Here is a 24,363-nt window from a genome sequence, read left to right on the forward strand (position 1 = left end):
AATGATCATGTCCCTGGAGCCGCGCATGCTGTTCGACGGCGCGGTGGCCGCCACGGTCGCCGACACTGCCCAGGCCGACAGCCATGCCACCGCCGAGGTGGTCAAGGCACCGACGGCCGATCAACCGGTCGCCAGCAAGGACACCCACGGCCAGGCCGATGCCACACCGGCGCCAGCACCCGCCGCGGTGCCGGGGCAGAGCGTGGTGTTCGTCGATTCGCGGGTCAAGGACGCTGGCAGTCTGCTTCAGGGTATTGCTCCCGGTACCCAGGTGGTTCAGCTCGATGCCAGCAAAGATGGCCTGCAACAAATCGCTGACTATCTGGACGGCCATCAGGGCATCAGCTCGGTGCAGATTATCGCCCACGGCAACGCGGGCGATTTGTGGCTGGGCAACAGCTACTTGTCTGCCGACAACGTCGCGGGCCGCAGCGCGGTGCTGGCGGAAATTGGCAAGGACATGAACGTTGGCGGCGACATCCTGATTTACGGCTGCTACACCGCCGAAGGCGAGCGCGGCTTGAATTTTATTGACTCGCTGGCTCAATTGACCGGCCGCGATGTGGCCGCCTCCAGCGATCGCACCGGGCTCGGTGGCGACTGGGATCTGGAAATCGCCACCGGCAACATCGAAAGCGCCAATGTTCTTTCGACTACGGCCATGAGCGACTATCAGTGGGGTCTGGCTACTTGGACCGCCACTAACAACGCCAACACGGGCGTCGGTTCGCTGCGCGCGGCCATCGCCTCGGCGCAGAACGGCGATATCGTCACCTTCAGCAGCAGCATGACGGTGCAGCTGACGTCCGAACTACTGATCAACAAGAACATCACCGTTGATGGCGACTTGAACAACGACGGTGCGGCTGACGTGATTATCGACGGTCAGTACAGGACCCGAGTGATTGAAGTGTCGTCTGGCAGCATCGTGACGCTCGATGGGCTGGTGATCACCCGTGGCTTGGTGTCGGGCAACGGTGGCAACGGTGGCTACGGTGCCACGGGCTCGATGGCCGGGGGGATTTTCAACGCAGGGATTCTGACCCTGAACAACGTCAGCGTGACGTCCAACGGCGCTTCCGGTGGCGGTGGCGGCGGCGGTGTCACGACGTATTACGGCGGTGGCGGCGGTGGCGGCGGCGGTTTGGGCGGCCAGGGCGGCGGGCATGGCGGTTCGGTAGGGCCGGGCACCGGCACCATGGAGGGTCAGACGGGCAGCGGCGGTATCGGTGGTAACGGCGGTTATTATAACGGGGTCGACATGGGCGGTCACGGTGGCACCAGCACTGGCGGAGCTGGCGGGCTGGGCGCTTTCGATTACAGCAACGGCGGCAATGGTGCGACGGCTACCAATGGCACGCTTTCCATTGGCGGCGGTGGCGGCGGGGCCGGTTGGGACAAGGTCGGTGGCGCCGGTGGCAATGCGGTGGGCGGGATCTACAACGCCAGCGGCGGCACCATGACCATCGTCGGCACCTCGACCATCACCAACAACATCGGTGCCGGCGGTGGCGGCGGTGGTGGTGGTGGCTATGCCAGCAATGCCAGCAATGGCGGCGTGGGCGGCCGGGGCGTCGGTGCGATCTGGAACAAAGGCACGCTGCTGATCACGGCTGCCAACTTCGCCGCCCTGGCCGGTAATGCCGCGGCCAGTGGCGCCGGTGGCGCCGCGTTGGGCGGTGGGAGCACCGGCACCTCGCCAACCGCAGTCGCGACAATCTATAACGACGGCGGCGTACTCAACACCGCGTATTCGCCGCCACCGACCGCGACCATTGTGGTCGCTGACACTACACTGAGCATCGGCGAAACGTCCCTGGTGACCATTACCTTCTCCGAGGTGGTGACCGGTTTCACCAATGCGGACCTGACCATCGCCAACGGCACGTTGACGCCGGTAAGCAGCGGCGATGGCGGCATTACCTGGACGGCAACCTTTACCCCATCCGCCAGTATTTCCGATACGACCAACGTCATCACCCTGGACAACACCGGGGTGATCAACATTCTGGGCACCGCCGGCGTAGGCACCACCAACTCCAACAACTACACGGTCGACACCGTACGCCCGACCGCCAGCATCGTGTTTACCGACACGGCGCTGAGAATCGGCGAAACCTCGCTGGTGACCATCACCTTCAACGAGGCGGTCACCGATCTCACCAATGCCGATCTGACAATTGCCAACGGCACCTTGACCTCGGTGAGCAGCGGCGATGGCGGCCTCACCTGGACGGGGACTTTCACGCCGAGCGCGAGCATCACTGACACGAGCAATCTGATCACCCTGGACAATACCGGGGTCAGCGATCTGGTGGGCAACGCCGGCAGCGGTACCACCGATTCGAACAATTACGCCATCGATACCGTGCGGCCAACGGCAACGATCGTGGTGACAGACAATGCGCTGAGAATCGGTGAAACCTCGCTGGTGACCATCACCTTCAGCGAAGCAGTCAGCGGTTTCACCAACGCCGACCTGAGCATCGCCAACGGCACCTTGACGGCGGTCAGCAGCAGCGACGGCGGCATCACCTGGACCGCCACGTTCACCCCGAACGCGAGCGTCAATGACACGACCAACCTGATCACCCTGAACAATACCGGCGTGGCGGATCTGGCGGGCAACACCGGCAGCGGCACCACCGACTCGAACAATTATGCGATCGATACGCTTCGTCCAACCGCAACCATTGTGGTGACGGACAATGCGCTGAGAATCGGCGAAACTTCACTGGTGACCATCACCTTCAATGAAGCAGTCAGCGGTTTCACCAACGCCGACCTGACCATCGCCAACGGCACCTTGAGCGCGGTGAGCAGCAGCGACGGCGGCATCACCTGGACCGCGACCTTCACACCCTCCGCGAGCACCAACGACGCGACCAACCTGATCACCCTGGACAACACTGGCGTGGCGGATCTGGTGGACAACGCCGGCAGCGGCACTACCGATTCCAACAACTTTGCGGTCGACACCGTACGCCCGACGGCCACCATTGTGGTTGCGGACACCGCGCTGAGAATCGGCGAAACGTCGCTGGTGACCATCACTTTCAGCGAAGCGGTCAGCGGCTTCACCAACGCGGACCTGACCATTACCAACGGTACCTTGACCGCGGTGAGCAGCAGCGATGGCGGCATCACCTGGACCGCGACCTTCACACCTTCCGCGAGCATCAACGATACAACCAACCTGATCACCCTGGACAATACGGGCATCGCGGATCTGGCGGGCAACGCCGGCAGCGGCACCACCGATTCCAACAACTACGCCATCGACACCGTGCGTCCGACCGCCACGATTGTGCTGGCCGATTCAACACTGACAGCGGGCGAAACCTCGCTGGTGACCATTACCTTCAGTGAAGCGGTCAGCGGTTTCACCAACGCCGACCTGACCATCGCCAATGGCACGTTGAGCGCCGTGAGCAGCAGCGACGGCGGCATCACCTGGACCGCGACCTTCACGCCAACCGTCGGCGTGAATGACCCGAGCAACGTCATTACCCTGAACAATACCGGTGTGGCCGATCTGGCCGGCAACACAGGCAGCGGCACCACCAACTCCGGCAACTACACCCTCGATACGGTGCTGCCGACTGCCACTATCGTTGTTGCTGACAATGCGCTGAGAATCGGCGAAACCTCACTGGTGACCATCACCTTCAGTGAAGCAGTCAGCGGTTTCAGCAACGCCGACCTGACCATCGCCAACGGCACCTTGAGCGCTGTGAGCAGCAGTGACGGCGGCGTCACCTGGACCGCGACCTTCACACCGACCAACGCCATCACCGATACCACCAACCTGATCACCCTGGATAACAGCGGTGTGCAAAACGCTTCGGGCAATGCCGGCAGCGGCACCACCGATTCCAACAACTACGCCATCGATACCGTGCGGCCAACGGCAACCATCGTGGTGACGGACACGGCGCTGAGAATCGGCGAAACGTCGCTGGTGACCATCACCTTCAGTGAAGCGGTCGTTGGTTTCACCAACGCCGACCTGACCATTACCAACGGTACCTTGACCGCGGTGAGCAGCAGCGACGGCGGCATCACCTGGACCGCGACCTTCACACCTTCCGCGAGCATCAACGATACAACCAACCTGATCACCCTGGACAATACGGGCATCGCGGATCTGGCGGGCAACGCCGGCAGCGGCACCACCGATTCCAACAACTACGCCATCGACACCGTGCGTCCGACCGCGACGATTGTGTTGGCCGATCCCACACTGACTGCGGGCGAAACCTCGCTGGTGACCATTACCTTCAGCGAAGCGGTCAGTGGTTTCACCAACGCTGACCTGACCATCGCCAACGGCACTTTGACCGCCGTGAGCAGCAGCGACGGCGGCATTACCTGGACCGCGACCTTCACGCCAACCGTCGGCGTGAATGACCCGAGCAACGTCATCACCCTGAACAATACCGGTGTGGCCGATCTGGCCGGCAACACAGGCAGCGGCACCACCAACTCCGGCAACTACACCCTCGATACGGTGCTGCCGACTGCCACTATCGTTGTTGCCGACAATGCGCTGAGAATCGGCGAAACCTCACTGGTGACCATCACCTTCAGTGAAGCAGTCAGCGGTTTCACCAACGCCGACCTGACCATCGCTAACGGCACCTTGAGCGCCGTGAACAGCAGTGACGGCGGCGTCACCTGGACCGCGACCTTCACACCGACCAACGCCATCACCGATACCACCAACCTGATCACCCTGGATAACAGCGGTGTACAAAACGGCTCGGGCAACGCCGGCAGTGGCACCACCGATTCCAACAATTACGCCATCGACACCGTGCGCCCAACGGCCACCATCGTGGTCGCGGACGCGGCGCTGGCGGTAGGTCAAACCTCGGTGGTGACCATCACGTTTTCCGAGGCGGTGACTGGTTTTACCACGGCTGACCTGACCGTGAGCAACGGTTCCCTGAGCAATTTGAGCACCAGCGATAACATCACCTATACCGCCACCCTGACGCCGACGGCGAGTATCACCGACTCGACCAACCTGATTACCCTGGACAACACCGGAGTGATCGACGGAACAGGCAATACGGGGACCGGTACTACCGATTCGAATAACTACGCCATCGACAGCCTACGCCCGACCGCCACTATCGTGCTGAGCGACACGACCCTGAAACCGGGCGAAACCGCGCTGGTGACCATCACCTTCAGCGAGGCGATAACGGGTTTCGACAACGCTGACTTGAGTATCGCCAACGGCACGTTGAGCGCGGTGAGCAGCAGCGACGGCGGCATCACCTGGACCGGGACTTTCACCCCCACCGCCGGAATTACCGACACCAGCAACCTCATCACATTGAGCAACGGCGGCATCTCGGACCTGGCCGGCAATGCCGGATCTGGCACCACCAACTCGGCCAATTATGTAGTGGAAACCGAAGTCCCGACCGCGACCATCGTGGTTGCCGACAATGCGCTGAAGGTCGGTGAAACCTCGTTGGTCACCATCACGTTCAGCTCGGCGGTCAGTGGTTTTGACAACGCCGACCTGACGATAGCCAACGGCACCCTCAGCAACGTTTCGTCCGTCGATGGTGGCGTGACCTGGACCGCGACCTTCACACCTGCGGTCAGCGTGACGGACACCACTAACCTGATCAGCCTGAACAACAGCGGTGTGACCAACGCGTCGGGCAACAGCGGCGTCGGCGTGACCGACTCCAACAACTATGCGATTGATACCGTTCGCCCTGATGCGACCATTGTGGTGGCGGACAATAAGCTGGGCATTGGTGAAACCACCACGGTGACCATTACCTTCAGCGAAGCGGTATCCGGTTTCGACCTGTCGGACCTCAGCGTGGCCAATGGCGTGCTGTCCAACCTGGCCAGTAGCGACGGCGGTGTGACCTGGACCGCCACACTCACACCGACCGCGAGCCTTAACGATGCGACCAACCTGATCCTGCTCGACACCGGCAATGTGCTCGACGCGGCGGGGAATGCCGGCGCCAGCATCGCCATTTCCAACAATTACGCACTCGATGCGACTCGCCCGACCGTCACCATCGTGGTTGCCAACCCGAACCTGGGCATTGGCCAGACGACGCTGGTGACCTTCACGTTCAGCGAGGCGGTCAGCGACTTCGATTTGTCGGACTTGAGCGTCACTAACGGCGAGCTGACCAATCTGGCCAGCAGCGACGGCGGCAAGACCTGGACCGGAACGTTCACACCCACCGCGAGCATCACTGACCCGAGCAATTTCATCGCGCTGGACACCAGCAACGTGACGGACCTGGCGGGCAACATCGGCGCCAGCGTCGCGGTGTCCAACAACTACGCCATCGACGGCGAACGGCCGACGGCCACGGTGGTGGTTGCCAACCCGAACCTGGGCGTGGGCCAGACCTCATTGGTGACCTTCACCTTCAACGAAGCAGTGAGTGGCTTCGACCTGTCCGACATCAGCGTGGCGAACGGCAGCTTGTCCGGTTTGAGCAGCAGCGATGGCGGTAGAACCTGGACCGCGACCCTGACGCCGAACGCCAATGTCAGCAGTGGCAACAATGCGATCAGCCTGAGCGTCGCTGGCGTCAGCGATTCATCAGGCAACACGGGTAGCGGTGTCAGCCTGTCGAACAGCTATGCGATCAATACGGTCGTTGCACCGTCGTCCCCGCCTGTCGTGGTGCCGCCGGAACCGGAATTCCGGGCCTCGGATCCTGTCAGCGTGCCCGATCTGCCCAACGTGCCATTACAACCGATCATCTTCACTGCGCCCACTGGCGATCTCGGCTCGCCGCTGACCTTTACCTCGCTGTTTGAACAGCGAGTGATCGGCAACGGCATTCGGCCTTTGGGCGATATTTTCATGAGTCATGGGGCGCTGACGCCCAGCTTTATCGCGCAGGTATTCAGCAGCAGTGAAAACGGTGGCGATGGCTCAGGTCACGGCTTCCTCGGTTTTGGCGGCGGCGATGGCGGGGTTTTTGGCAGCAGCACGCTGTCGAATCTGTTCAATCAGGACGCGGGCAGCGAGGGGGACTCGCTGAACGCCTTCGGCCATAACTCAATCAGGATGGGAGATGCTTCCCAAGGGTTGCGCGGCGTGTTTGGCGCACCGAGTCTTGGTCAGCAATTGCAACAACTCAAGGACATCGAGCAGCGGCAGGTCGAAAGCCTGGCCGCGGCTTTGCACCAGGTCGGCATCAGTGAAATGCAGGCCTGAAAAAACCATTAAAGCAGGGCGGCATCTGGGGGCTCCAAGGATGAAGAGAAGTCAGAAGTTATTCGGCGCCAGCCTGCTGGCGCTGGCGATCAGCGGGTGTGCAGTCACCAGTGAACCGATCGAACGCAGCGTCAGCCAACAGCGCGCCCAAAGCGATCTGCAAAACATGTACAAGGGGCAGGAACCTCTCAGCGGCCCGCTGACCCTGCACCAGGCCATGGCCCGGGCGGTGAAATACAACCTCGAAGGCCGGCTCAAGATCATGGAAGAGGCCTTGGCCAAGCGCCAACTCGACCTCGCCAGCTTCGACATGTTGCCGCGCATGGCGCTGGACGCCGGTTACGTGGGGCGTAACAACGTCAGCGCCTCCAGCAGCCAGAGCGTCGAGACCGGTGCCCAGTCCCTGGAGCCGTCGACCTCCCAGGACCGCGACCGTGAAGTGGCGGACCTGACCATGGTCTGGAACGTGCTCGACTTTGGTGTCAGCTACATCAGCGCCAAGCAACAGGGCGACCAGCGACTGATCGTCCAGGAGCGTCGGCGCAAGGTTATCAACACCATCGTGCAGGACGTGCGCTCGGCCTATTGGCGAGCCATGGCCGCCGAACGTTTGCTCAAACAGATCGACAGCCTCATGGTTCGGGTCGAAACCGCTCGCACAAATAGCCAGAGCATGAGCGAGCAGCGTATTGGCGATCCGATTCAGGCATTGGGCTATCAACGCTCGCTGATCGAAGCCACCCGCCAACTGGAAGAACAACGCCGCGCACTGTCGTTGGCGAAAACCGAATTGGCGACCCTGATCAACCTGCCGCTGAGCACCGAGCTGACGCTGGCGACCCAGGACGATTACGTCATCCCGGAACTCAAGGTCGATCTCGCCAGCCTGGAACAGGAAGCCCTGACCAGTCGGCCGGAGTTGCGCGAGCAGGATTACCAGACCCGGATCAGCGCCGCCGAAACCCGCAAAGCCATGCTGCGTCTGCTGCCGGGGCTGGAGTTTGCCGCTGGCGGGCATTACGACAGCAACTCGTTTTTGGTGGAACAGGGCTGGGCGGATTATGGGGTGAAAGTCACCTGGAACCTGTTCAATGTGATTTCCGCGCCCGCCGCGATTGACGTTGCCAAGGCCGGTGAAGAAGTCGCCGCGGCGCGCAGGCAGGCGATGTCGATTGCCATACTGGCGCAGCTTTACGTGGCCAACGCCAACTATCGCGAGGCGATGCGGCAGTTCAAGACCAATCAGCAACTGTCAGACATCGATGGGCAAATCGTCGGCCAGCTGCGCAATCGTTATCAGGCGGCCGGGCTGGGCGAACTGGACCTGATCCAGGGTGAGCTGAACACCTTGCAGGCCGATCTGCGACGCGACCTGTCTTACGCCGACCTGCGCAACGCTTACGGGCAGATCTTCGCCAGCGCCGGTCTCGATCCGCTGCCGGACGAAGTGCAATCGACTGAAGTCCAGTCCATCGCCACGGCCCTGGCCAATCGCGAAGAGGCCTGGGCGACGGGCAACATCTCAGTGCCGGTGGCCCATGCCCCGGTCCAATAACCTGCTGGCGCCGACGGCGAGCATCAGCCGTGCCCAACGGGAGACCCGCAACGGCCATCGCGGCACGGCAATTCTGCTGACCGGTTTGCCGGCCGCGGGCAAGTCAACATTGGCCCAGGCACTGCACGCCGAATTGTTCGAGCACGGCGTGCAGAGTGTGGTGCTCGATGGCGACGGACTGCGGGTCGGGCTCAATCGCGATTTGGGGTTTACCGACAGCGATCGCCTGGAAAACATCCGCCGCGCCAGTGAACTCGCGGCATTGTTGGTCGAGAACGGGCAGATCGTCATCCTCGCGATGATCGCGCCTTTGGTGGAGTTGCGTGAATTGTTCGCCCGACGATTGGGGGAGGATTACCGTGAAGTCTGGTGCAGCGCCTCGTTGGCGGTCTGTGAACAGCGCGATCCCAAAGGTCATTACGCCCGGGCTCGACGGGGTGAGTTGGCGGGGTTTACCGGTGTCTCCGCGCCTTACGAACCACCGCCATGCGCGTCGCTGGTGCTCGACACAGGTGCACAGTCGGTGGAGGCTTGTCTCGACCGTTTGCTGACCTGGCTCGGCGAATGCGCGGTGCTGCCGAAACGATGAGTCGGCCGGCCTTCTCCCGCTTGCCGGTAACGGTGGATGATTATTTCCTCAGGATTTTGACGACAAGTCCGCCATCCCCTTGAGCAACTCGATCGGCAGCGGAAAGACGATGGTCGAACTCTTGTCCCCGGCAATCGAACTCAGCGTCTGCATGTAACGCAGTTGCATGGCCCCCGGCTGACGGCCGAGCATTTCAGCCGCCTGCATGAGTTTTTCCGAGGCCTGCAATTCGCCTTCGGCGTGGATCACCTTGGCCCGACGTTCCCGTTCGGCCTCGGCCTGCTTGGCGATGGCGCGAATCATCGATTCGTTGAGGTCCACGTGCTTGATCTCGACGTTGGCCACCTTGATGCCCCAGGCGTCGGTCTGCGCATCGAGCACTTGCTGGATATCGACGTTCAGCCGTTCCCGTTCGGCCAGCAATTCATCGAGTTCATGTTTACCGAGCACCGCCCGCAATGTGGTCTGGGCCAGTTGGCTGGTGGCCATGAGAAAGTCTTCGACCTGAATGATCGCCCTTTGCGGATCGAGCACGCGGAAATACAGAACCGCATTGACCTTGACCGAGACGTTGTCCCGGGTGATGACGTCTTGCGGCGGTACGTCGAGCACCACGGTACGCAGGTCGACGCGAACCATTTGCTGGACCACTGGAATCAGCAGGATCAGGCCAGGGCCCTTGACCTGCCAGAAGCGTCCGAGCTGGAACACCACGCCGCGTTCGTATTCGCGCAGGATGCGGAAGGTCGACCCCGCCAGTGCAATCAGCAGTAACAGCAGCGCGGCAAAACCCAATTGCAGACCCATGACTATTCTCCGCCATCATTGTTCATACGGGCGCCGCGTCAGCCGCGACCACTTCCAGCAGTAGACCCTTGCGTGCCACTACCCGGACCTGTTGACCCGGTTGCAGCGGTGTTTCGCTCATTGCCTGCCATTGCTCGCCTTGCAGGTGCACCCAGCCGATATAAGCGTTACCGGCCTGCAACGACGTTATCGGCGTCACGGCGCCCAGTATTTCGGCGTCACCGCTGACGTTGCGGCGCGGTCGGGTTTTCAAGGCGCGGATCACCAGGAAAATCAGTAGCAGTGCGCTGATCAGTCCCAAGCCGATCATCAACGGAACAGGGACTTCGGCGTTAGTCAGAATCACCGCGCCGATCACGAACATCACAAGGCCGCCCAAGCCGACTACGCCGTAATTGGGCAAGGCCGCCTCGGCGATCAGAAACGCAATACCGAACGTGATCAACCAGAGCCCGAGGGGATCGGGAACCAGCACCACGAGAGTGTCCGCCGCGAAAACCGGTCCGCTCAGGGCCAGCAACAGCGCAATTGCACAGCAACGCATGTTCACTTGACCCTCCGGGAGAGTCATCCGTCCGCGAGCCGTTCAGGGCTCTGTATACAAGTCTAGTTGACCGAGCATTGGTATGAATTTTGACCCGTTGTCGAAAGCGTCCGACGGGCGGATTTCCCGTCGGAACCCCTCGGTGGGCCTAGACTTTTAATGGAGACAAAAAAGTTAACCATCGTCCGTGATTCGTTGCTGCGGACACCGAGGTGCATCATGCGTATGGCAAAAACCGTGCAGAACAGCCTGGACAAGGCTCACTGCGAATATGACATCGTTTCTCACCCGCACTCGGCCAGCAGCCTTGAAACGGCTCGGCTCGCGGGCATTCCTGCCGAACGGGTCGCCAAATCGGTGATTCTTGACGACAGCCACGGCCACTACTTGATGGCCGTACTGCCTGCCAGCCGTCACCTGGACCTGAGCAAAGTACGTGGCAGCGGCGAATGGCAAGTCACCCGTGAAAGCAACCTGCCGCACCTGTTCGACGATTGCGAACGCGGAGCCGTGCCTGCACTGGGCGAGTCTTATGGAATGGACATGGTCATCGACCCACTGCTGACCCGGCAGAAAGACATCTACCTCGAAGCCGGCAACCACAGCAATCTGGTACACATGAGCGTGCCGGAATTTTTGAAAATGGTGCCGCATGCCGAGGTGTGCGAGTTGAGTCTTTCGGCATAACAGTCGCCCCGACTGACGTCATCGCGGGCAAGCCTCGCTCCTACAGGACTTGCGAAAACCCTGTGGGAGTGGGCTTGCCCGCGAATAGCCGCACCGCGGTCACCCATCCAATAAGCGATTACCAAGGAGCCCGACATGGAATCCCCAACCCACAGCCTCCCATCCCTGTTCAAACAACTCGGCCTGCCGGATGACGCCGAAAGCATCGATAAATTCATCGCTACCCATTCACCGCTCAAGCCCGAACTGCACCTGGCGGACGCGTTCTTCTGGAACGAGAGCCAGGCAGAGCTGCTGCGTGAGGAGATTCTGGATGATGCGGATTGGGCTGAGGTGGTGGATCAGCTGGATGTGCTGCTGAGGAAGGGGCGAGGGGTGTAAAAAAATCTGGAGAAAAATGGCGAAATGTAAAAAAACTGTTGAGTGGTAAAAAAATCCGAGTAAAAACTTAATTTGGCAGCTTTTTCCAGGGTTGCTCAGAAACAGGTAATAGACCAGAATCAAGACCTAAATTGAGGTCTTAATTATGCAAAGTGTTCTGGCCGACATGGCGGTTAGCGTGTCTGAGTTGAAGAAAAACCCATCTGCCGTTTTGAGCGGTGCTCACGGTGGGCCTGTGGCAGTGCTGAACCATAACCGAGTGATGGGATACATGGTTCCGGCCGATGTTTTCGAGCAAATGATGGAGCGTCTCGATGACTTCGAGTTGGCGGAAATTGTTCGCTCGCGTAGAAATGAAAAGCCGGTCCCGGTAAGCCTGGATGACCTATAAGCTTGAATTCCTGCCATCCGCGCGCAAGGAATGGGACAAGCTGGGGCATACATTGCGTGAACAGTTCAAAAAGAAACTGGCGGAACGGCTTGAATTGCCTCGAATCCCTTCCGACTCCCTGCATGGGATGCCTGATTGCTACAAAATAAAATTGAAGTCATCGGGATACAGGCTTGTGTATCAAGTTTTTGATGAGCGTGTAGTCGTTTCTGTGGTGGCGGTTGGTAAGCGCGAACGCAGCGATGTGTACGACCGAGCCAAGAAACGCTGATAGTTATCAGACCTCTCCTATTTTTGCTGCTGCTCAAGCGTCGACCCGACGTACGGCGCAACTGGCCTCGGCCACACCCAAGTCGCCATGAGCCAGAACGATTTGTTCCTTGCTTTGGGTGGCGGCCGGGAAAGCGGACGAACGCAAGGGTCACAGCCCGGCAAACCCTGAGGCCGTTGCTATGCTTTGACTTGATGGGGGCGCGTGGCGAACCCGTCGATCAAGGCTTGCGTTGATCATGGGGATCTAATAATGAAAAACCCTTACGCTCCCGGCTTCTGGTGCGCCATTGCGGCATTGGTTTTGCTGTCGGCCACCTATTTCTACGGCGTCATGCTGGCCCACCAGCTCGACACGGCGCTGATATTCCTCGACAGCGCGGCGGCGTTGATCGCCGTGATGGCTATCGTGGTGGTCGCCTGGGCTTCATTACAGAACCAGCGCATCAAGAAGCGACAACTTGAACAAGGCAAGACCCTGGTGCTGATCTGGGACACCAAGGTGGCTTTGCGTCGCGTCGAAACGGTGTTCGACCGGTATTTCTGGGGCAGTTACTGGCAACCGGGGCGCACGTTCCAGGAAGTCATGGGCGAACTCACCGGCACGCCGCTGGAAAAAAGCCTCGAAACCTTGAAAAAACAATGCCTGGCGCTGGACAAGCAAGTGGCCGACGAGGGGTGGCACTGGCTCAACAATGCGCGAGAGCTGTCCGATGTCGCCAACGCCATGGCCCGTGAACGCTATCAGCTGGATTTCTGCGACCCGCGCGCGGAAGTGACCGGCGGGGCGGTGATCAATCGGGATTTTGAAGTGCTGGTGTATACGTGGACGGCGCGGCTCAAAAGCTTTGATCATCAGCTTGATGAAATTGAAGTGCAGTATTCGTGAGTTGAGGTTGGCTGGACTGACGCCATCGCGGGCAAGCCCGCTCCCACAGGTTCAGCGCAATCCTTGTGGGAGCGGGCTTGCCCGCGATGGCGATCTCATGACCACCAAAACTCTCGCTCCCATGCGCGGTCCATAGACACTCTTTCACCTTTAATCATTGGGCCGCTTTGCGGCGCAAATGCTAATCTCCATCCCACTTTCAGCACAGTCGTGACCGTAACCCGTCATGGGTTCAGGGAAGACGACCACACTTTCAACAACGGACATTGAACGGGTACTTCATGAATAAATCAGCAGGCGTGCTTCTAGGAGTTGTCGTGGCCATCGGTGCAATCAGTGCCGGCGGTGCGTGGTACACCGGCAGCAAACTCGATGGGGTGCTGAATACCTCGATCACCGACGCCAACAAAGAGCTGCAAGTCGCGCTGGCTGGTTCCAACGGCACGGCGTCGCTGGAACTGGTGTCGCTGGATCGCCATGTGTTCAGCAGCACCGCGCACTACCGCCTCAAGGGTGAGGGCGAGATGTTTGGTGAAGCACCGGTCGAGTTGCTGTTCGTCGACCGCATCGAACACGGCCCGCTGCCGTTCTCGCGCCTGGTGTCGCTGAAGTGGTTGCCGGTCCTGGCGACCAGTCACTACGAGCTGGAAAAGACCCCACTGACCGAAAAGTGGTTCGCGGCCGCCAAGGACAAATCCCCGGTCAAAGGCGTGGTCAACATAGGCTACGACAATTCCACCAAGGGCACCCTGGAGTTTCTGCCGCTGGAAACCGCACTGGATGACAAATCCAATCTGACCTTTTCCGGTATGAAACTCGATGTAGCCGCCAGTGCCCAGGCGCAAAAGGTCAAGGCAGACGGTTATATGGACAGCCTGAAGCTGACCACCGTGGCTGAAGATCAGACCCCGGTGCAGGTCGAGCTCAACGGCTTGACCGTGGCCAGTAACCTGAACAAAAGCACATACGGCTATTACACCGGCGAAAACACCGTCGAATTGACCCACAGCAAGACCACCTTCGGGGCCAAGCAGTCGGTACTCGGCATCAAGAACTTTGAAATGAAGAACCAGACCGAGGAATCGGGCACCAACGCTTCGGGGCGTGCCGATTACAAGGTCGGTGAAGTGTCCTTGAACGGCAAGGTTATCGGCTCTGCACAAATGGCCATGAGCCTGAAAAACCTCGACATCCCGTCAACCATGTCACTGATGCAGATCTACCAGACCAAACTGCAACCGTACGAGAAGGCCGCCACTGAAGCTGCTGCCGCCGGTGAACCGGCGCCGCAGCTGAACCTGACCCCGGCCGAAGAGGCGCAGGTCAAGACCGGCCTGGAGAAACTGCTGGCCGCAGGTCCCCAGGTGGCTCTGGAAAACCTCTCGTTCAACACCACCAACGGCGAAAGCCGCGCCAACCTGGTGCTGGACCTGACCAAACCGCAGTCCATGGACTTGCCGCCAGACCAGTTGGTCAAGCAGTTGATCGCGCTGCTGGACTTCAACCTCTTGGTGTCCAAGCCAATGCTGGTTGACGTGCTCACCGTGCAGTCGCAAATCGACGGCCAGACCGACGCCAAGCTGATTGCCGATCAGGCGAGCGCAACCGCCGACATGTTCAGCAGCATGGCGGTGGGCACGCAACTGGCGAAACTGGACGGTAACAACGTCGTCACCAAGCTGCACTACGCCAACAATCAGGTGGACTTCAACGGCCAGAAAATGACCCTCGAAGAATTTGTCGGCTTCGTGATGAGCAAACTTGGCGGCACGGGCGACGTCAGCATCCAGTAAAACTGCAGGCCTCACCGCAACGCCCGGCCTCTGCATTACGCAGACGCCGGGCGTTTTGCTGTCTGGGGTTTGGAAACGGGGAGAGGGGAAGGAGGTTCCAATGTCAGTCAATCAAGGCACGGAACCTGTGGGAGCGGGCTTGCCCGCGATGAGGTCATGTCAGTCGATAAAGATGTTGACTGATAGATCGCTATCGCGGGCAAGCCCGCTCCCACAGGGGCTGCGCTTGGCTGACTGGTACCAGAGAAGGCCCGAGCGACACGAATCTGAACAATTATTGTGCTCTGAATAGTTGACTTCGCTTGCATGCAAAATTGCGTCGATAAAGCCTGGCCGGGTCTTTCGATCCGGCTTTCCGCTACGAATGGGCAAGGGGACATTGCGACCCGGCTGGCCATGTAAGGATGCTGACGAATGCCGTGTATTGCTGGTCCCTTTATTCATCGTGGTTTACGCCCCTTGTTTCGCGTTGCGCTGTGCGGCCAATTGCTGTGGCCGGTGCTGGCGTTCGCCGATACGCCTTATGACCAAATGGTTCGCGATGCACGAGCCGGCAACTACACGCCTGCGCTGACCGTATTGCGCCAAGTGCCGGTGAACCAGGCCACCACCGGCCAGATCAGCGATCACTTGCAGATCGCCAGCTGGGCCGGTCTGGACGCTGAAGTGGTTCGGGTCTATGAAACCCAGGGGCACAATCGGGCGTTGCCGGTTCAGGCCCTGACCGCCACCGCGCGTGCCTATCGCAACCTCAAGCGCTGGGACTCGGCGACCCAGGTGTACAACAAGGCCCTGGCCCTTGAACCGAAAAATGCCGACCTGCAGCTGGGGTTGGCGATGACCCAGGCCGACGCCGGTAAGCCTGACGAGGCGGTTGCCCGCGCCAGGGCGCTGGTGGCGGCGAAACCGGATGATCCTTCCCGCCGCTTGGCCCTGGCCTACGCCTTGACCCGCGCCGGTGCCACCTACGACGCGCTGTTTGAATACGATCAGGCCTTCGTCCGCGCCGGCAGCAAGCCCGACGTCGCTCGGGAATACGTGATTGCCCTGCAACGCGCCCGCCTGCCAGAACCGGCCTTGCGCCTGGCCCTTCAGCGGCCGGGGTTGCTGGATCCGGTTACGCTGCGACGCCTCGAAGGTGATCTGGCCGCAGAACGCGTGCGGCTGGCCGAGCTGGCCACCCGCAGCGAAAAAGAACGTTATCTGATCGCTGATCGGGCTCTGGCCGATTACGACCAGTTGCTGACGACCTGGACGCCGGATCTTCAGGCCCACGATGACGTCATCCGCTGGCGAATCGATCGCATGGGCGCCCTCAAAGCCCGCGCGCGCACCGCTGATGTGATCGCCGAATACCAGAAATTGCTCGCCGAAGGTGTGAAGATTCCGACCTATGCCTTGCGTTGGGTGGCGTCGTCTTATCTGGACCAGCGTCAGCCAGAAATCGCTACCGATTTGTATCGTCAGGTGCTGGTCGCGCCGGATGCCGACGTCGGCGACCGTCTGGAAGACAGTACCGCGCTCTATTACGCCTTGCTCGAAAGCGACAAGGCCGATGAAGCACGTCAGGTCGCCGAGGACTTGGCCAAGACCCAGAAGCCACGGATCGAGCTCAAGGGCTTGCCGGTGGGCAATCCCAACGATGAATGGATGGACGCGCAGCAACTCGCCGCCCAGGCCGGCACCTACGGCGCTGATCTGCCGTCGGGCGAACAGCGTTTGCAGACGCTGGTGGATCAGGCCCCGGGCAACCTCGGCCTGCGTCTGGCCCAGGCCGATCTGTACCTGGCCCGGGACTGGCCACGGCGCGCCGAGAATCAGCTCAAGGAAACCGAGAGCATGGCGCCGCGGGACATCGGGCTGGAAGTTGCGCAAGGTCACACCGCCATGGACTTGCAGGAATGGCGGCAGATGAATGCGCTGACCGACGATGTGGTCGCGCGTTTTCCGGACAACCGTCAGGTCCAGCGTTTGCAGCGCCAACGTGCGGTCCATGACATGGCCGAGCTGCGGGTGGAAGCCTACGGTGGCAAGAGTTATGGCGGGGGCAACGACGACGCCGGGGCGGTCAACGGCAGTCGCGATTTCGGCCTCGAAACCACGCTGTATAGCCCACCTATCGATGAAGACTGGCGCGTGTTCGTCGGTGCCGGTTACGCCACCGGCGACTTCCAGGAAGGCACCGGCCACCATCGTTTTCAGCGCGTCGGGCTAGAACGCCGGACTCGCGATATGACCCTGGAGGCGGAAGTCTCCAACCATTCCTATGGCTTCGGTGACAAACAGGGCGCGCGCCTGGCGATTGCCCGAGACATCGACGATCACTGGCAGTACGGCGGCAGCCTCGAATACCTGTCGGCGCAAACGCCGTTGCGGGCCTTGAACAGCGACATCACCGCCAACGGCGGCAGCGGTTTCATCCGTTGGCGCGCCAATGAGAGCCGCGAGTGGAGGCTGGCGGTCAGCCCCTCGCACTTCAGCGACGGCAACAACCGTGTCGAAGCCTTGCTCACCGGTCGCGAGGGTGTTTACCGCGCGCCGGGGTTGCAGGTCGACCTCGGCCTGGAGGTCGGCACCAGCCGTAACTCAAAGTCCGACGACGTGCCGTATTTCAACCCCAAGTCCGACTTCAGCGTGCTGCCGACGGTGAACGTCAATCACGTGCTCTACCACCGCTACGAAACCTCCTGGAGCCAGCAGTTCCAGGCCGGCGCGGGCACCTATAGCCAGCGCGATCACGGGACCGGCGGTGTCGGCCTGTTGGGTTACGGCCAGCGCTACAGCTGGAACGACGTATTCGAGGTGGGCGGCCTGCTGAGCGTGATCAACCGGCCTTATGACGGCGACCGCGAAACCGATCTGCGCCTGCTCGTCGACCTCACTTACCGCTTCTAGAAGAGTTTGAAGATGCCTTTTATTTCGCGTTTCATCCTTTTGCTGGGAGCGCTGTTGATCAGCGCCTGCGCCCAGCAAGCCCCGGCCTTCGCACCGCCGTCCGAACGCCCGGTGTCGGCCAATGAAAAGCCGTGGCCGAAAAACCATGTACTCGGAATCGCTTACCACGATGTCGAAGACCGTGACCCCGATCAGGCGGTGGTGGCCGTGCGCACCGAGCGTCTGCTCGAGCAACTGGCGTGGCTGCGGGAGAACAACTACAAACCGGTCACCGTCGACCAGATCATGGCTGCTCGCAACGGCGGCCCCGAGCTGCCGCCACGGGCGATCGTGTTGAGTTTCGACGATGGCTATTCGAGCTTCTACACCCGCGTGTTGCCGGTGCTGCGCGCCTATAACTGGCCCGCCTTGCTGGCGCCGGTCGGAGTATGGATCGATACGCCGCTGAACCAGCCGGTGGATTTCGCCGGTACACCGCGCAAGCGTTCGGACTTCCTGACCTGGGAGCAGATCCGCGAGATTTCCCGATCCGGCCTGGTGGAAATCGCCGCCCACACCGACGCCAGCCACAAAGGCGTGTTGGCCAACCCGCAAGGCAACCTGCAACCGGCGGCCGCGACCCGGCGCTATGACGCGGCTACCGGTCGCTATGAAATCGAAGCCCAATTCCAGGCCCGGATGCGCGCCGATGTGGCGGCCATCTCGGAGAAGATCCGCAAGGTCACCGGTTACAAACCGCGTGTGTGGGTCTGGCCCTATGGCGCGGCGGACGGCACTTCGCTGCAAGTGGTCAACGAGCAGGGTTATCAGATGGCCCTGACGCTGGAAGACGGCCTCGATGCCCTCGACAACCTGATGAGCAGCCCGCGCTTTCTGGTGGCCTCGGACCCGGATGGCGAACACTTCGCCAACAGCATCGTTTCGGTGCAGGCCGAATCGCCGATGCGCGTGGTGCATGTGGACCTGGACAACGTCTACGACGCGGACCCGGCCCAACAGGAAATCAACCTCGGCAAACTGATCCAGCGCATGGCCGACATGGGCGCCAATACGGTGTTTCTGCAAGCCTTCGCCGACCCTGTCGGCGATGGCCTGGTGCACTCGCTGTACTTCCCCAACCGGCACCTGCCGATGCGCGCCGATATCTTCGACCGCGTGGCCTGGCAGTTGCGCACTCGGGCTCAGGTCAAAGTCTATGCCTGGATGCCGGTGCTGAGTTTTGCCCTGGATTCGACGTTGCCGCGGGTCACTCGCTGGGACCCGAAAACCGGCGTCACCTTGATCGACCCGGACCAGTACAAGCGCTTGTCGCCATTCGATCCGAACGTGCGGCGCATCATCGGTGAAATCTACGAAGATTTGGCGCGTCTGACCTCGGTCGACGGCATCCTCTATCACGATGACGCGGTGCTGTCGGACTTCGAAGATGCCGACCCCGAAGCCCTGAAGGTTTACGCCGCCAACGGTCTGCCGGGTTCGATTGCCGCCCTGCGTGACGATCCGGCCACCTTGCAACGCTGGACGCGGTTCAAGAGCCGCTACCTGATCGATTTCACTCACGAGCTGACCGCCAAGGTCCGCGCCATTCGCGGCCCGCAAGTAAGAACGGCGCGCAATATTTTCGCCGAGCCAATGCTCAACCCCGAGAGTGAAGCGTGGTTCGCGCAGAACCTCGACGACTTCCTGGGCGCCTACGACTGGACGGCACCGATGGCCATGCCGCTCATGGAAAAACAGAGCCGCAAACAATCCGGCCCTTGGCTCGAAACGCTGGTGGCAACGGTGAAATCGCACCCCGGCGCACTCGAGCGCACGGTGTTCGAATTGCAGGCCCGTGACTGGACGAAAAAAACCGACGCCGACATCGACGGCGAACAGTTGGCTGAGTGGATGGGCCGCCTCAAGCGTCAGGGCGCCACCAGTTTTGGCTACTACCCGGACAACTTCCTCGAGAACCAGCCGGAGCTGAAAACCGTGCGGCCCGCGCTCTCCAACAAGTGGAATCCATAACATGCTGGACAGACTTTTAGCCCTGCTGGTTCTGGCGATCGTCCTTGGGGTTCCCCTCGGGCTGATCTTTCTGCTCACCGGGCAATTCCTGATGGACTTCGTGTTCTTCTATCCACTGTTCATGTCGGGACTGTGGATTGCCGGCGGCCTGTATTTCTGGCTGCACTGGGAGCGGCACTGGCCGTGGCAGGACGACACTTTGCCGCCACCGCTGGCCGGCGAACCGCTGATCTCGATCCTGATCCCTTGCTACAACGAAGGCGATAACGCGGCCGATACCATCCACGCGGCGCTGGCCCAGCATTACCCGAACATCGAAGTGATCGCGATCAACGACGGCTCCAAGGACAACACCGCCGCGGTGCTCGATGCACTGGCGTTGCAGGATCCGCGTCTGCGGGTGCTGCACCTGGCGGAGAATCAGGGCAAGGCCGTGGCCCTGCGCATGGGCGCCATTGCGGCGCGCAGCGAATATCTGGTGTGCATCGACGGTGACGCGCTGCTGGCGCCGAACACCGCGGCGTATCTGGTGGCGCCGATGCTCGATAACGCGCGCCTCGGCGCCGTCACCGGCAACCCGCGAATCCGCACCCGTTCGACCTTGATCGGCCGCGTGCAGGTCGGCGAGTTCTCGTCGATCATCGGCCTGATCAAGCGCACCCAACGGGTGTTCGGGCGGATCTTTACCGTCTCCGGAGTGATCGTCGCCTTCCGTCGCACGGCGCTGAACCGGGTCGGCTACTGGAGCCCGGACATGATCACCGAAGACATCGACATCAGTTGGAAGCTGCAACTGGATCACTGGAGCATTTTCTATGAGCCCCGCGCGTTGTGCTGGATCCTCATGCCGGAAACCCTCGGCGGCCTGTGGAAACAGCGTCTGCGTTGGGCCCAAGGCGGCGCCGAGGTGCTGTTCAAAAACATCCGTGGCATCTGGCAATACCGCCATCGTTACCTTTGGCCGCTGCTGTTCGAATACTGCCTGTCCACCGGCTGGGCGTTCACCTTTCTGCTGTCGGTGATTTTCTGGGGTGTCGGCAAATTCATCGAGATGCCGCCCGCCATTGCCGTCGATCACCTGCTGCCACCGGCGTTTACCGGGCTGCTGCTGGCGGTGGTCTGCCTGGTGCAATTCGCCGTCAGCATCCTGATCGATCGCCGTTACGAAAAGGGCCTCGGCAAGACCATGTTCTGGGTGGTCTGGTATCCGCTGGTGTTCTGGTTCATCAGCCTGCTTACCACCCTGGTCAGCTTCCCGAAAGTGCTGTTCGGTCAACATCAGAAGCGCGCGCGTTGGGTCAGTCCGGATCGGGGCATCAAGCCGCTGAATGACGATGAAGAGGAAGTCATCAAATGAAAATCATCAGAACCCGGCAGCGGCCCTTTCTGGTCGTGATCGATGTCTTCTTAACCGTGCTGGCCTGGATCGGTCTGCTGTATTTACTGGTGCGGGGGTTGTGGCCGTTGATCGATACCCATGCCGGCCCGCGCATCGATGCGTCGTTTTTCGACGCCCTCGGCACGTTGCAGATTTACCTGTGGGTGGCGTTGTTGAACGCGGTGATCCTGATCACATGGGCGCGTTATCAACAGCGCAAAAGCAAGAGCTTCGCCCAGCGCCGTTTGCCGGCGCCGGTGGTGGATGATCAGGGGCTCAGCAAAAGCTTCAAGCTGACCGGCGACCGATTGGCGAAACTGCGCACGCCGGGCTCGATGACCATTCATAACGATCAGGATGGCGATGTCAGTCATGTCGTTACGCACTTCATCCCGGTCGCCCCGGCTGACCTACCGTCGCCTTTGGCGCCGCTGGAGCATCCGCTGGTAATCCGCCTGCCAGCCGAAGATGACGATAACCGCGAGCCAATGAGCCGGGTCTAGCTTGCATTCCCCTGTGGCGAGGGAGCTTGCTCCCGTTTGAGTGCGTAGCGCTCACAAGATCTTTGGTAGATCAGAGATTTTGCGTCTGCTGCGCAGACGAACGGGAGCAAGCTCCCTCGCCACAGGTTTGCGCCTCGCCATAGAGTTTTACGGTGGTCGGCGGGGGAAAACAGCCGTCAATTTATGTCCCTGATCAGCCGCCAGGCCTCATCCACCGACAGCGGCTGCTTCATCCGTTCAGCAAGCATCGCCATCGCCCGCTCTTCATCGCAGGCAACGGCCGCCGCCACCACGCCGTTTTTGCCGAACAGGCCGATAAACGGTGGATGGTCAGGGTCACCCTTGAACTCGACCTCGTCCCAAGCCTGGGCGTGACCGAGGTAGTCGTAGTTTTTGCCGAAGTGCCAGGTCCAGAAATACGGTACATCGAGGTAGCGCTCATCGCCGCCGAGCATATTCGCCGCCGCAATCCGCGCCTGTTGCTGGGCCAGGCGCCAGTGCTCGATCCGTTGGGGCTGGCCGTTGAGCGGGAAGGTCGCAATGTCGCCAACGGCCCAGAGCCCATCGGTCACGCGCATCCCGCCGTCGACCTTCAATGACTGGTCTTTTTCTTTTGGCAGATCGGCAAACGGGGCCGTTGCCGGGGTGACGCCAATGCCGACCAACACCAGGTCCGCCGGCAAGCGCTGACCATTGTCCAGCAGTACCGCTTCGACTTTGCCTGCGCCTTCAATCCGGGCCGCTTCGCCATCGGTATGAAACACCACGCCGTTGGCCTCGTGCAGGGCACGAATCGCTTTGCCGACGGCATCGCCGAAGTGCGCCTCGAACGGGATGGCATGGCGGGCCAGGACGGTGACCTCCAGGCCGTACTGACGCAGGGAAGAGGCGGACTCCAGAGCGATGAAACTGTCGCCAACGATCACTGCCCGTTGACCAGGTTTTGCGACTGAAAGAATCCGCTGCGCCTGCGCCTTCGAGCGCAGCACGAATACCTGCGGCAGATCGGCGCCAGGCAGCGACAGGGTTTTGGGTATGCCGCCGGTGGCAATCACGGCGGCGTCATAGCTCAACGATTGACCATCGGCCAGGCGCAGAGTCCGGTTCTCTGCATCCAGGCCCATCACATCGCTGTTTATCCGTTCAATGCGCTGTTCTTGATAAAAGTTTTCATCACGCAGAGGCGGAACTTCGTCCGGCGGCATCTCGCCTGCAATCACGAATTTACTCAATACCGTACGGTCGTAACCGGACTCGGGCTCGCGGTCGATCAACACCACTCTGCCGCCAAAACCTTTCTCCCGCAGAGCCGCCGCACAAGCCGTACCTGAGGCACCGGCACCGATGATCACAAAGGTTCGCTTATCGTCCGCCGGTGGGGTGCTTGCGGTGGGCATCGGCTGGTCATCGACCCAGACCTCATCGTCGCGGATTTCAAGCGGGTAGCGTCGCAGACTGTCCAGGGACGGTGGCTCGCATAACGCGCCGTCTTCGAGCCGGTACGCTGCCTTGTGCCACGGGCAGATCAGCCGTCCCTCACACAGCGCACCTTTGGCCAAGGGAGCCCCGGCGTGGGGACATTTGCCCTGATAGGCGCGCAATTGATCGCCGAGCCGCAGCAAGACGATTTTCGTCTTATCGATCCGGACTTCAAGGCCACGGTCTTGGGGCACATCGGCGAAACGGGCAACGCGATGCAGGGCCATGATCGATCTCCTGGCAAGTGTTTCACTTAGGAGTTTGGCGCTTATTCCCAGGTTCAGCCAATTCTGCTGCCAGCGCACGAACGGTCCGGCTATAGTTTGCCAGCCGACGACGGCCTCACCCGCACAAGGTGCTCCGGTATGACCCGATTGACCTCTTTGAACCCTTGGCTGGCGGCCGTTGCAGTCGCCCTTTGCGTGCAGTTTCCGGCGCAGGCCCAGGAGCGTTTCACCCTCAGCATTCCCGGCGTTTCGGACAATCGTCTGTTCACGTCGGCGGCGGCCAGCGATGCCAGCGGTTGCGGCGGCAAGAACCAGTCCCCGGCCTTGAGCTGGAACGCCGGCCCTGCGGGCACCCTCAGTTACGCCATCGTCATGCACGACCCCGACGGCCAGAAAGGCCTGGGTGTCGATCACTGGATTCATTACGGGATCAAGGCCACCACACATCAGATTCCGGCCGGCGTCGGCGCCAAATCCGCCCTTGAAGGCGTAAGCGGCAGCAACAGCAAAGGCACCACCGGTTACATCGGCCCTTGCCCGCCCGTCGGCGACAGCTCCCATCACTACCTCATTCAGCTCTACGCCCTGGACCTGGCGCCAGATGCCTTGCCTGCCGGCCTGACCCGCGCGCAGCTGATGGAACAAATCAAAGGCCATGTGCTGAAAAACAGCAGCGTGGTGCGGCGTTATCACCGCTGAAGATTTTTTCCGGCGATTAACCCGAACCTGCCGGGCTGTCCGTCTCA

Annotated in this window: 17 protein-coding genes; 14 read left to right on the top strand and 3 right to left on the bottom strand. The window is 60.9% G+C overall.

Going from position 1 to position 24,363, the window contains the following annotated elements; all coding sequences use genetic code 11:
* Nucleotides 1-25: 25 nt before the first annotated feature.
* The 3 genes from IB250_RS26395 to cysC are packed head-to-tail and all read left to right on the top strand — an operon-like array spanning nt 26 to nt 9,363.
* The gene (locus tag IB250_RS26395) at nt 26-7,219 is read left to right on the top strand and encodes an Ig-like domain-containing protein (RefSeq protein ID WP_412548355.1); all 7,194 of its coding nucleotides are present in this window, start codon (nt 26-28) and stop codon (nt 7,217-7,219) included.
* A 40-nt stretch (nt 7,220-7,259) separates the two neighbouring features.
* Nucleotides 7,260-8,774: a TolC family protein gene (locus tag IB250_RS26400; RefSeq protein WP_192346447.1), complete on the top strand. Its 1,515-nt coding sequence runs from the start codon at nt 7,260-7,262 to the stop codon at nt 8,772-8,774.
* Entirely contained in the window at nt 8,758-9,363 is a 606-nt protein-coding gene (cysC, locus tag IB250_RS26405) for an adenylyl-sulfate kinase (protein ID WP_192346449.1), read from the top strand. The genes IB250_RS26400 and cysC overlap by 17 nt, the downstream gene beginning before the upstream one ends.
* Nucleotides 9,364-9,411: 48 nt before the next feature.
* Here cysC and IB250_RS26410 read toward each other — a convergent pair whose 3' ends face one another.
* Both IB250_RS26410 and IB250_RS26415 read right to left on the bottom strand, forming a co-directional pair.
* Entirely contained in the window at nt 9,412-10,170 is a 759-nt protein-coding gene (locus IB250_RS26410; RefSeq protein WP_007899545.1) for a slipin family protein, read from the bottom strand.
* Between the two features lie 22 nt (nt 10,171-10,192).
* Nucleotides 10,193-10,720: an NfeD family protein gene (locus IB250_RS26415; protein ID WP_192346451.1), complete on the bottom strand. Its 528-nt coding sequence runs from the start codon at nt 10,718-10,720 to the stop codon at nt 10,193-10,195.
* A gap of 213 nt (nt 10,721-10,933) precedes the next feature.
* Here IB250_RS26415 and IB250_RS26420 point away from each other — a divergent pair, with 213 nt between their 5' ends.
* From IB250_RS26420 to pgaD, 10 genes are all read left to right on the top strand, one after another.
* Nucleotides 10,934-11,401, top strand: a complete 468-nt coding sequence (locus tag IB250_RS26420; protein ID WP_192346453.1) for an aminoacyl-tRNA deacylase — start codon at nt 10,934-10,936, stop codon at nt 11,399-11,401.
* Between the two features lie 135 nt (nt 11,402-11,536).
* Nucleotides 11,537-11,782 carry a DUF2789 domain-containing protein gene (locus tag IB250_RS26425; RefSeq protein ID WP_030128603.1) on the top strand — a complete coding sequence of 82 codons (246 nt, stop codon included), beginning with the start codon at nt 11,537-11,539 and terminating at the stop codon, nt 11,780-11,782.
* A 145-nt stretch (nt 11,783-11,927) separates the two neighbouring features.
* Nucleotides 11,928-12,173, top strand: a complete 246-nt coding sequence (locus IB250_RS26430; protein ID WP_192346455.1) for a type II toxin-antitoxin system Phd/YefM family antitoxin — start codon at nt 11,928-11,930, stop codon at nt 12,171-12,173.
* On the top strand, nt 12,163-12,444 hold the full coding sequence (locus IB250_RS26435) for a type II toxin-antitoxin system RelE family toxin (RefSeq protein WP_007899567.1): 282 nt from the start codon (nt 12,163-12,165) through the stop codon (nt 12,442-12,444). The genes IB250_RS26430 and IB250_RS26435 overlap by 11 nt, the downstream gene beginning before the upstream one ends.
* 252 nt (nt 12,445-12,696) lie before the next feature.
* Complete coding sequence (locus IB250_RS26440) at nt 12,697-13,332, top strand: hypothetical protein (RefSeq protein ID WP_008068581.1); 636 nt, start codon at nt 12,697-12,699, stop codon at nt 13,330-13,332.
* A 281-nt stretch (nt 13,333-13,613) separates the two neighbouring features.
* The gene (locus IB250_RS26445) at nt 13,614-15,125 is read left to right on the top strand and encodes a YdgA family protein (RefSeq protein WP_192346457.1); all 1,512 of its coding nucleotides are present in this window, start codon (nt 13,614-13,616) and stop codon (nt 15,123-15,125) included.
* Between the two features lie 414 nt (nt 15,126-15,539).
* Nucleotides 15,540-18,020 (top strand): poly-beta-1,6 N-acetyl-D-glucosamine export porin PgaA, encoded by a 2,481-nt coding sequence (gene pgaA, locus IB250_RS26450; RefSeq protein WP_192346459.1) that lies wholly within the window; start codon nt 15,540-15,542, stop codon nt 18,018-18,020.
* Between the two features lie 12 nt (nt 18,021-18,032).
* Nucleotides 18,033-20,030 carry a poly-beta-1,6-N-acetyl-D-glucosamine N-deacetylase PgaB gene (pgaB, locus tag IB250_RS26455; RefSeq protein WP_192346461.1) on the top strand — a complete coding sequence of 666 codons (1,998 nt, stop codon included), beginning with the start codon at nt 18,033-18,035 and terminating at the stop codon, nt 20,028-20,030.
* Between the two features lies 1 nt (nt 20,031).
* Nucleotides 20,032-21,387, top strand: coding sequence for a poly-beta-1,6-N-acetyl-D-glucosamine synthase (gene pgaC / locus IB250_RS26460; protein ID WP_192346463.1), 1,356 nt, complete (start codon nt 20,032-20,034; stop codon nt 21,385-21,387).
* The gene (gene pgaD / locus IB250_RS26465) at nt 21,384-21,911 is read left to right on the top strand and encodes a poly-beta-1,6-N-acetyl-D-glucosamine biosynthesis protein PgaD (protein ID WP_192346465.1); all 528 of its coding nucleotides are present in this window, start codon (nt 21,384-21,386) and stop codon (nt 21,909-21,911) included. The genes pgaC and pgaD overlap by 4 nt, the downstream gene beginning before the upstream one ends.
* Before the next feature lie 176 nt (nt 21,912-22,087).
* Here pgaD and IB250_RS26470 read toward each other — a convergent pair whose 3' ends face one another.
* Nucleotides 22,088-23,617 (bottom strand): apoptosis inducing factor family protein, encoded by a 1,530-nt coding sequence (locus IB250_RS26470; RefSeq protein WP_192346467.1) that lies wholly within the window; start codon nt 23,615-23,617, stop codon nt 22,088-22,090.
* A gap of 138 nt (nt 23,618-23,755) precedes the next feature.
* On the opposite strand from IB250_RS26470, the gene IB250_RS26475 reads away from it, so the two are divergent.
* Nucleotides 23,756-24,316 carry a YbhB/YbcL family Raf kinase inhibitor-like protein gene (locus tag IB250_RS26475; protein ID WP_192346469.1) on the top strand — a complete coding sequence of 187 codons (561 nt, stop codon included), beginning with the start codon at nt 23,756-23,758 and terminating at the stop codon, nt 24,314-24,316.
* Nucleotides 24,317-24,363 lie beyond the last annotated feature (47 nt).

It is taken from the genome of Pseudomonas sp. PDM09 (assembly GCF_014852305.1).
Classification (GTDB): Bacteria; Pseudomonadota; Gammaproteobacteria; order Pseudomonadales; family Pseudomonadaceae; genus Aquipseudomonas.

What these genes read in the sequence shown, in the direction of transcription:
- IB250_RS26440 (WP_008068581.1), top strand. Translation starts at nt 12,697, where the DNA reads ATGAAAAACCCTTACGCTCCCGGCTTCTGGTGCGCCATTGCGGCATTG.
- cysC (WP_192346449.1), top strand. Translation starts at nt 8,758, where the DNA reads ATGCCCCGGTCCAATAACCTGCTGGCGCCGACGGCGAGCATCAGCCGT.
- pgaD (WP_192346465.1), top strand. Translation starts at nt 21,384, where the DNA reads ATGAAAATCATCAGAACCCGGCAGCGGCCCTTTCTGGTCGTGATCGAT.
- IB250_RS26425 (WP_030128603.1), top strand. Translation starts at nt 11,537, where the DNA reads ATGGAATCCCCAACCCACAGCCTCCCATCCCTGTTCAAACAACTCGGC.
- IB250_RS26400 (WP_192346447.1), top strand. Translation starts at nt 7,260, where the DNA reads ATGAAGAGAAGTCAGAAGTTATTCGGCGCCAGCCTGCTGGCGCTGGCG.
- IB250_RS26410 (WP_007899545.1), bottom strand. Translation starts at nt 10,170, where the DNA reads ATGGGTCTGCAATTGGGTTTTGCCGCGCTGCTGTTACTGCTGATTGCA.
- IB250_RS26470 (WP_192346467.1), bottom strand. Translation starts at nt 23,617, where the DNA reads ATGGCCCTGCATCGCGTTGCCCGTTTCGCCGATGTGCCCCAAGACCGT.
- pgaB (WP_192346461.1), top strand. Translation starts at nt 18,033, where the DNA reads ATGCCTTTTATTTCGCGTTTCATCCTTTTGCTGGGAGCGCTGTTGATC.
- IB250_RS26430 (WP_192346455.1), top strand. Translation starts at nt 11,928, where the DNA reads ATGCAAAGTGTTCTGGCCGACATGGCGGTTAGCGTGTCTGAGTTGAAG.
- pgaC (WP_192346463.1), top strand. Translation starts at nt 20,032, where the DNA reads ATGCTGGACAGACTTTTAGCCCTGCTGGTTCTGGCGATCGTCCTTGGG.
- IB250_RS26395 (WP_412548355.1), top strand. Translation starts at nt 26, where the DNA reads ATGCTGTTCGACGGCGCGGTGGCCGCCACGGTCGCCGACACTGCCCAG.
- IB250_RS26420 (WP_192346453.1), top strand. Translation starts at nt 10,934, where the DNA reads ATGCGTATGGCAAAAACCGTGCAGAACAGCCTGGACAAGGCTCACTGC.
- IB250_RS26435 (WP_007899567.1), top strand. Translation starts at nt 12,163, where the DNA reads ATGACCTATAAGCTTGAATTCCTGCCATCCGCGCGCAAGGAATGGGAC.
- IB250_RS26475 (WP_192346469.1), top strand. Translation starts at nt 23,756, where the DNA reads ATGACCCGATTGACCTCTTTGAACCCTTGGCTGGCGGCCGTTGCAGTC.
- pgaA (WP_192346459.1), top strand. Translation starts at nt 15,540, where the DNA reads ATGCCGTGTATTGCTGGTCCCTTTATTCATCGTGGTTTACGCCCCTTG.
- IB250_RS26445 (WP_192346457.1), top strand. Translation starts at nt 13,614, where the DNA reads ATGAATAAATCAGCAGGCGTGCTTCTAGGAGTTGTCGTGGCCATCGGT.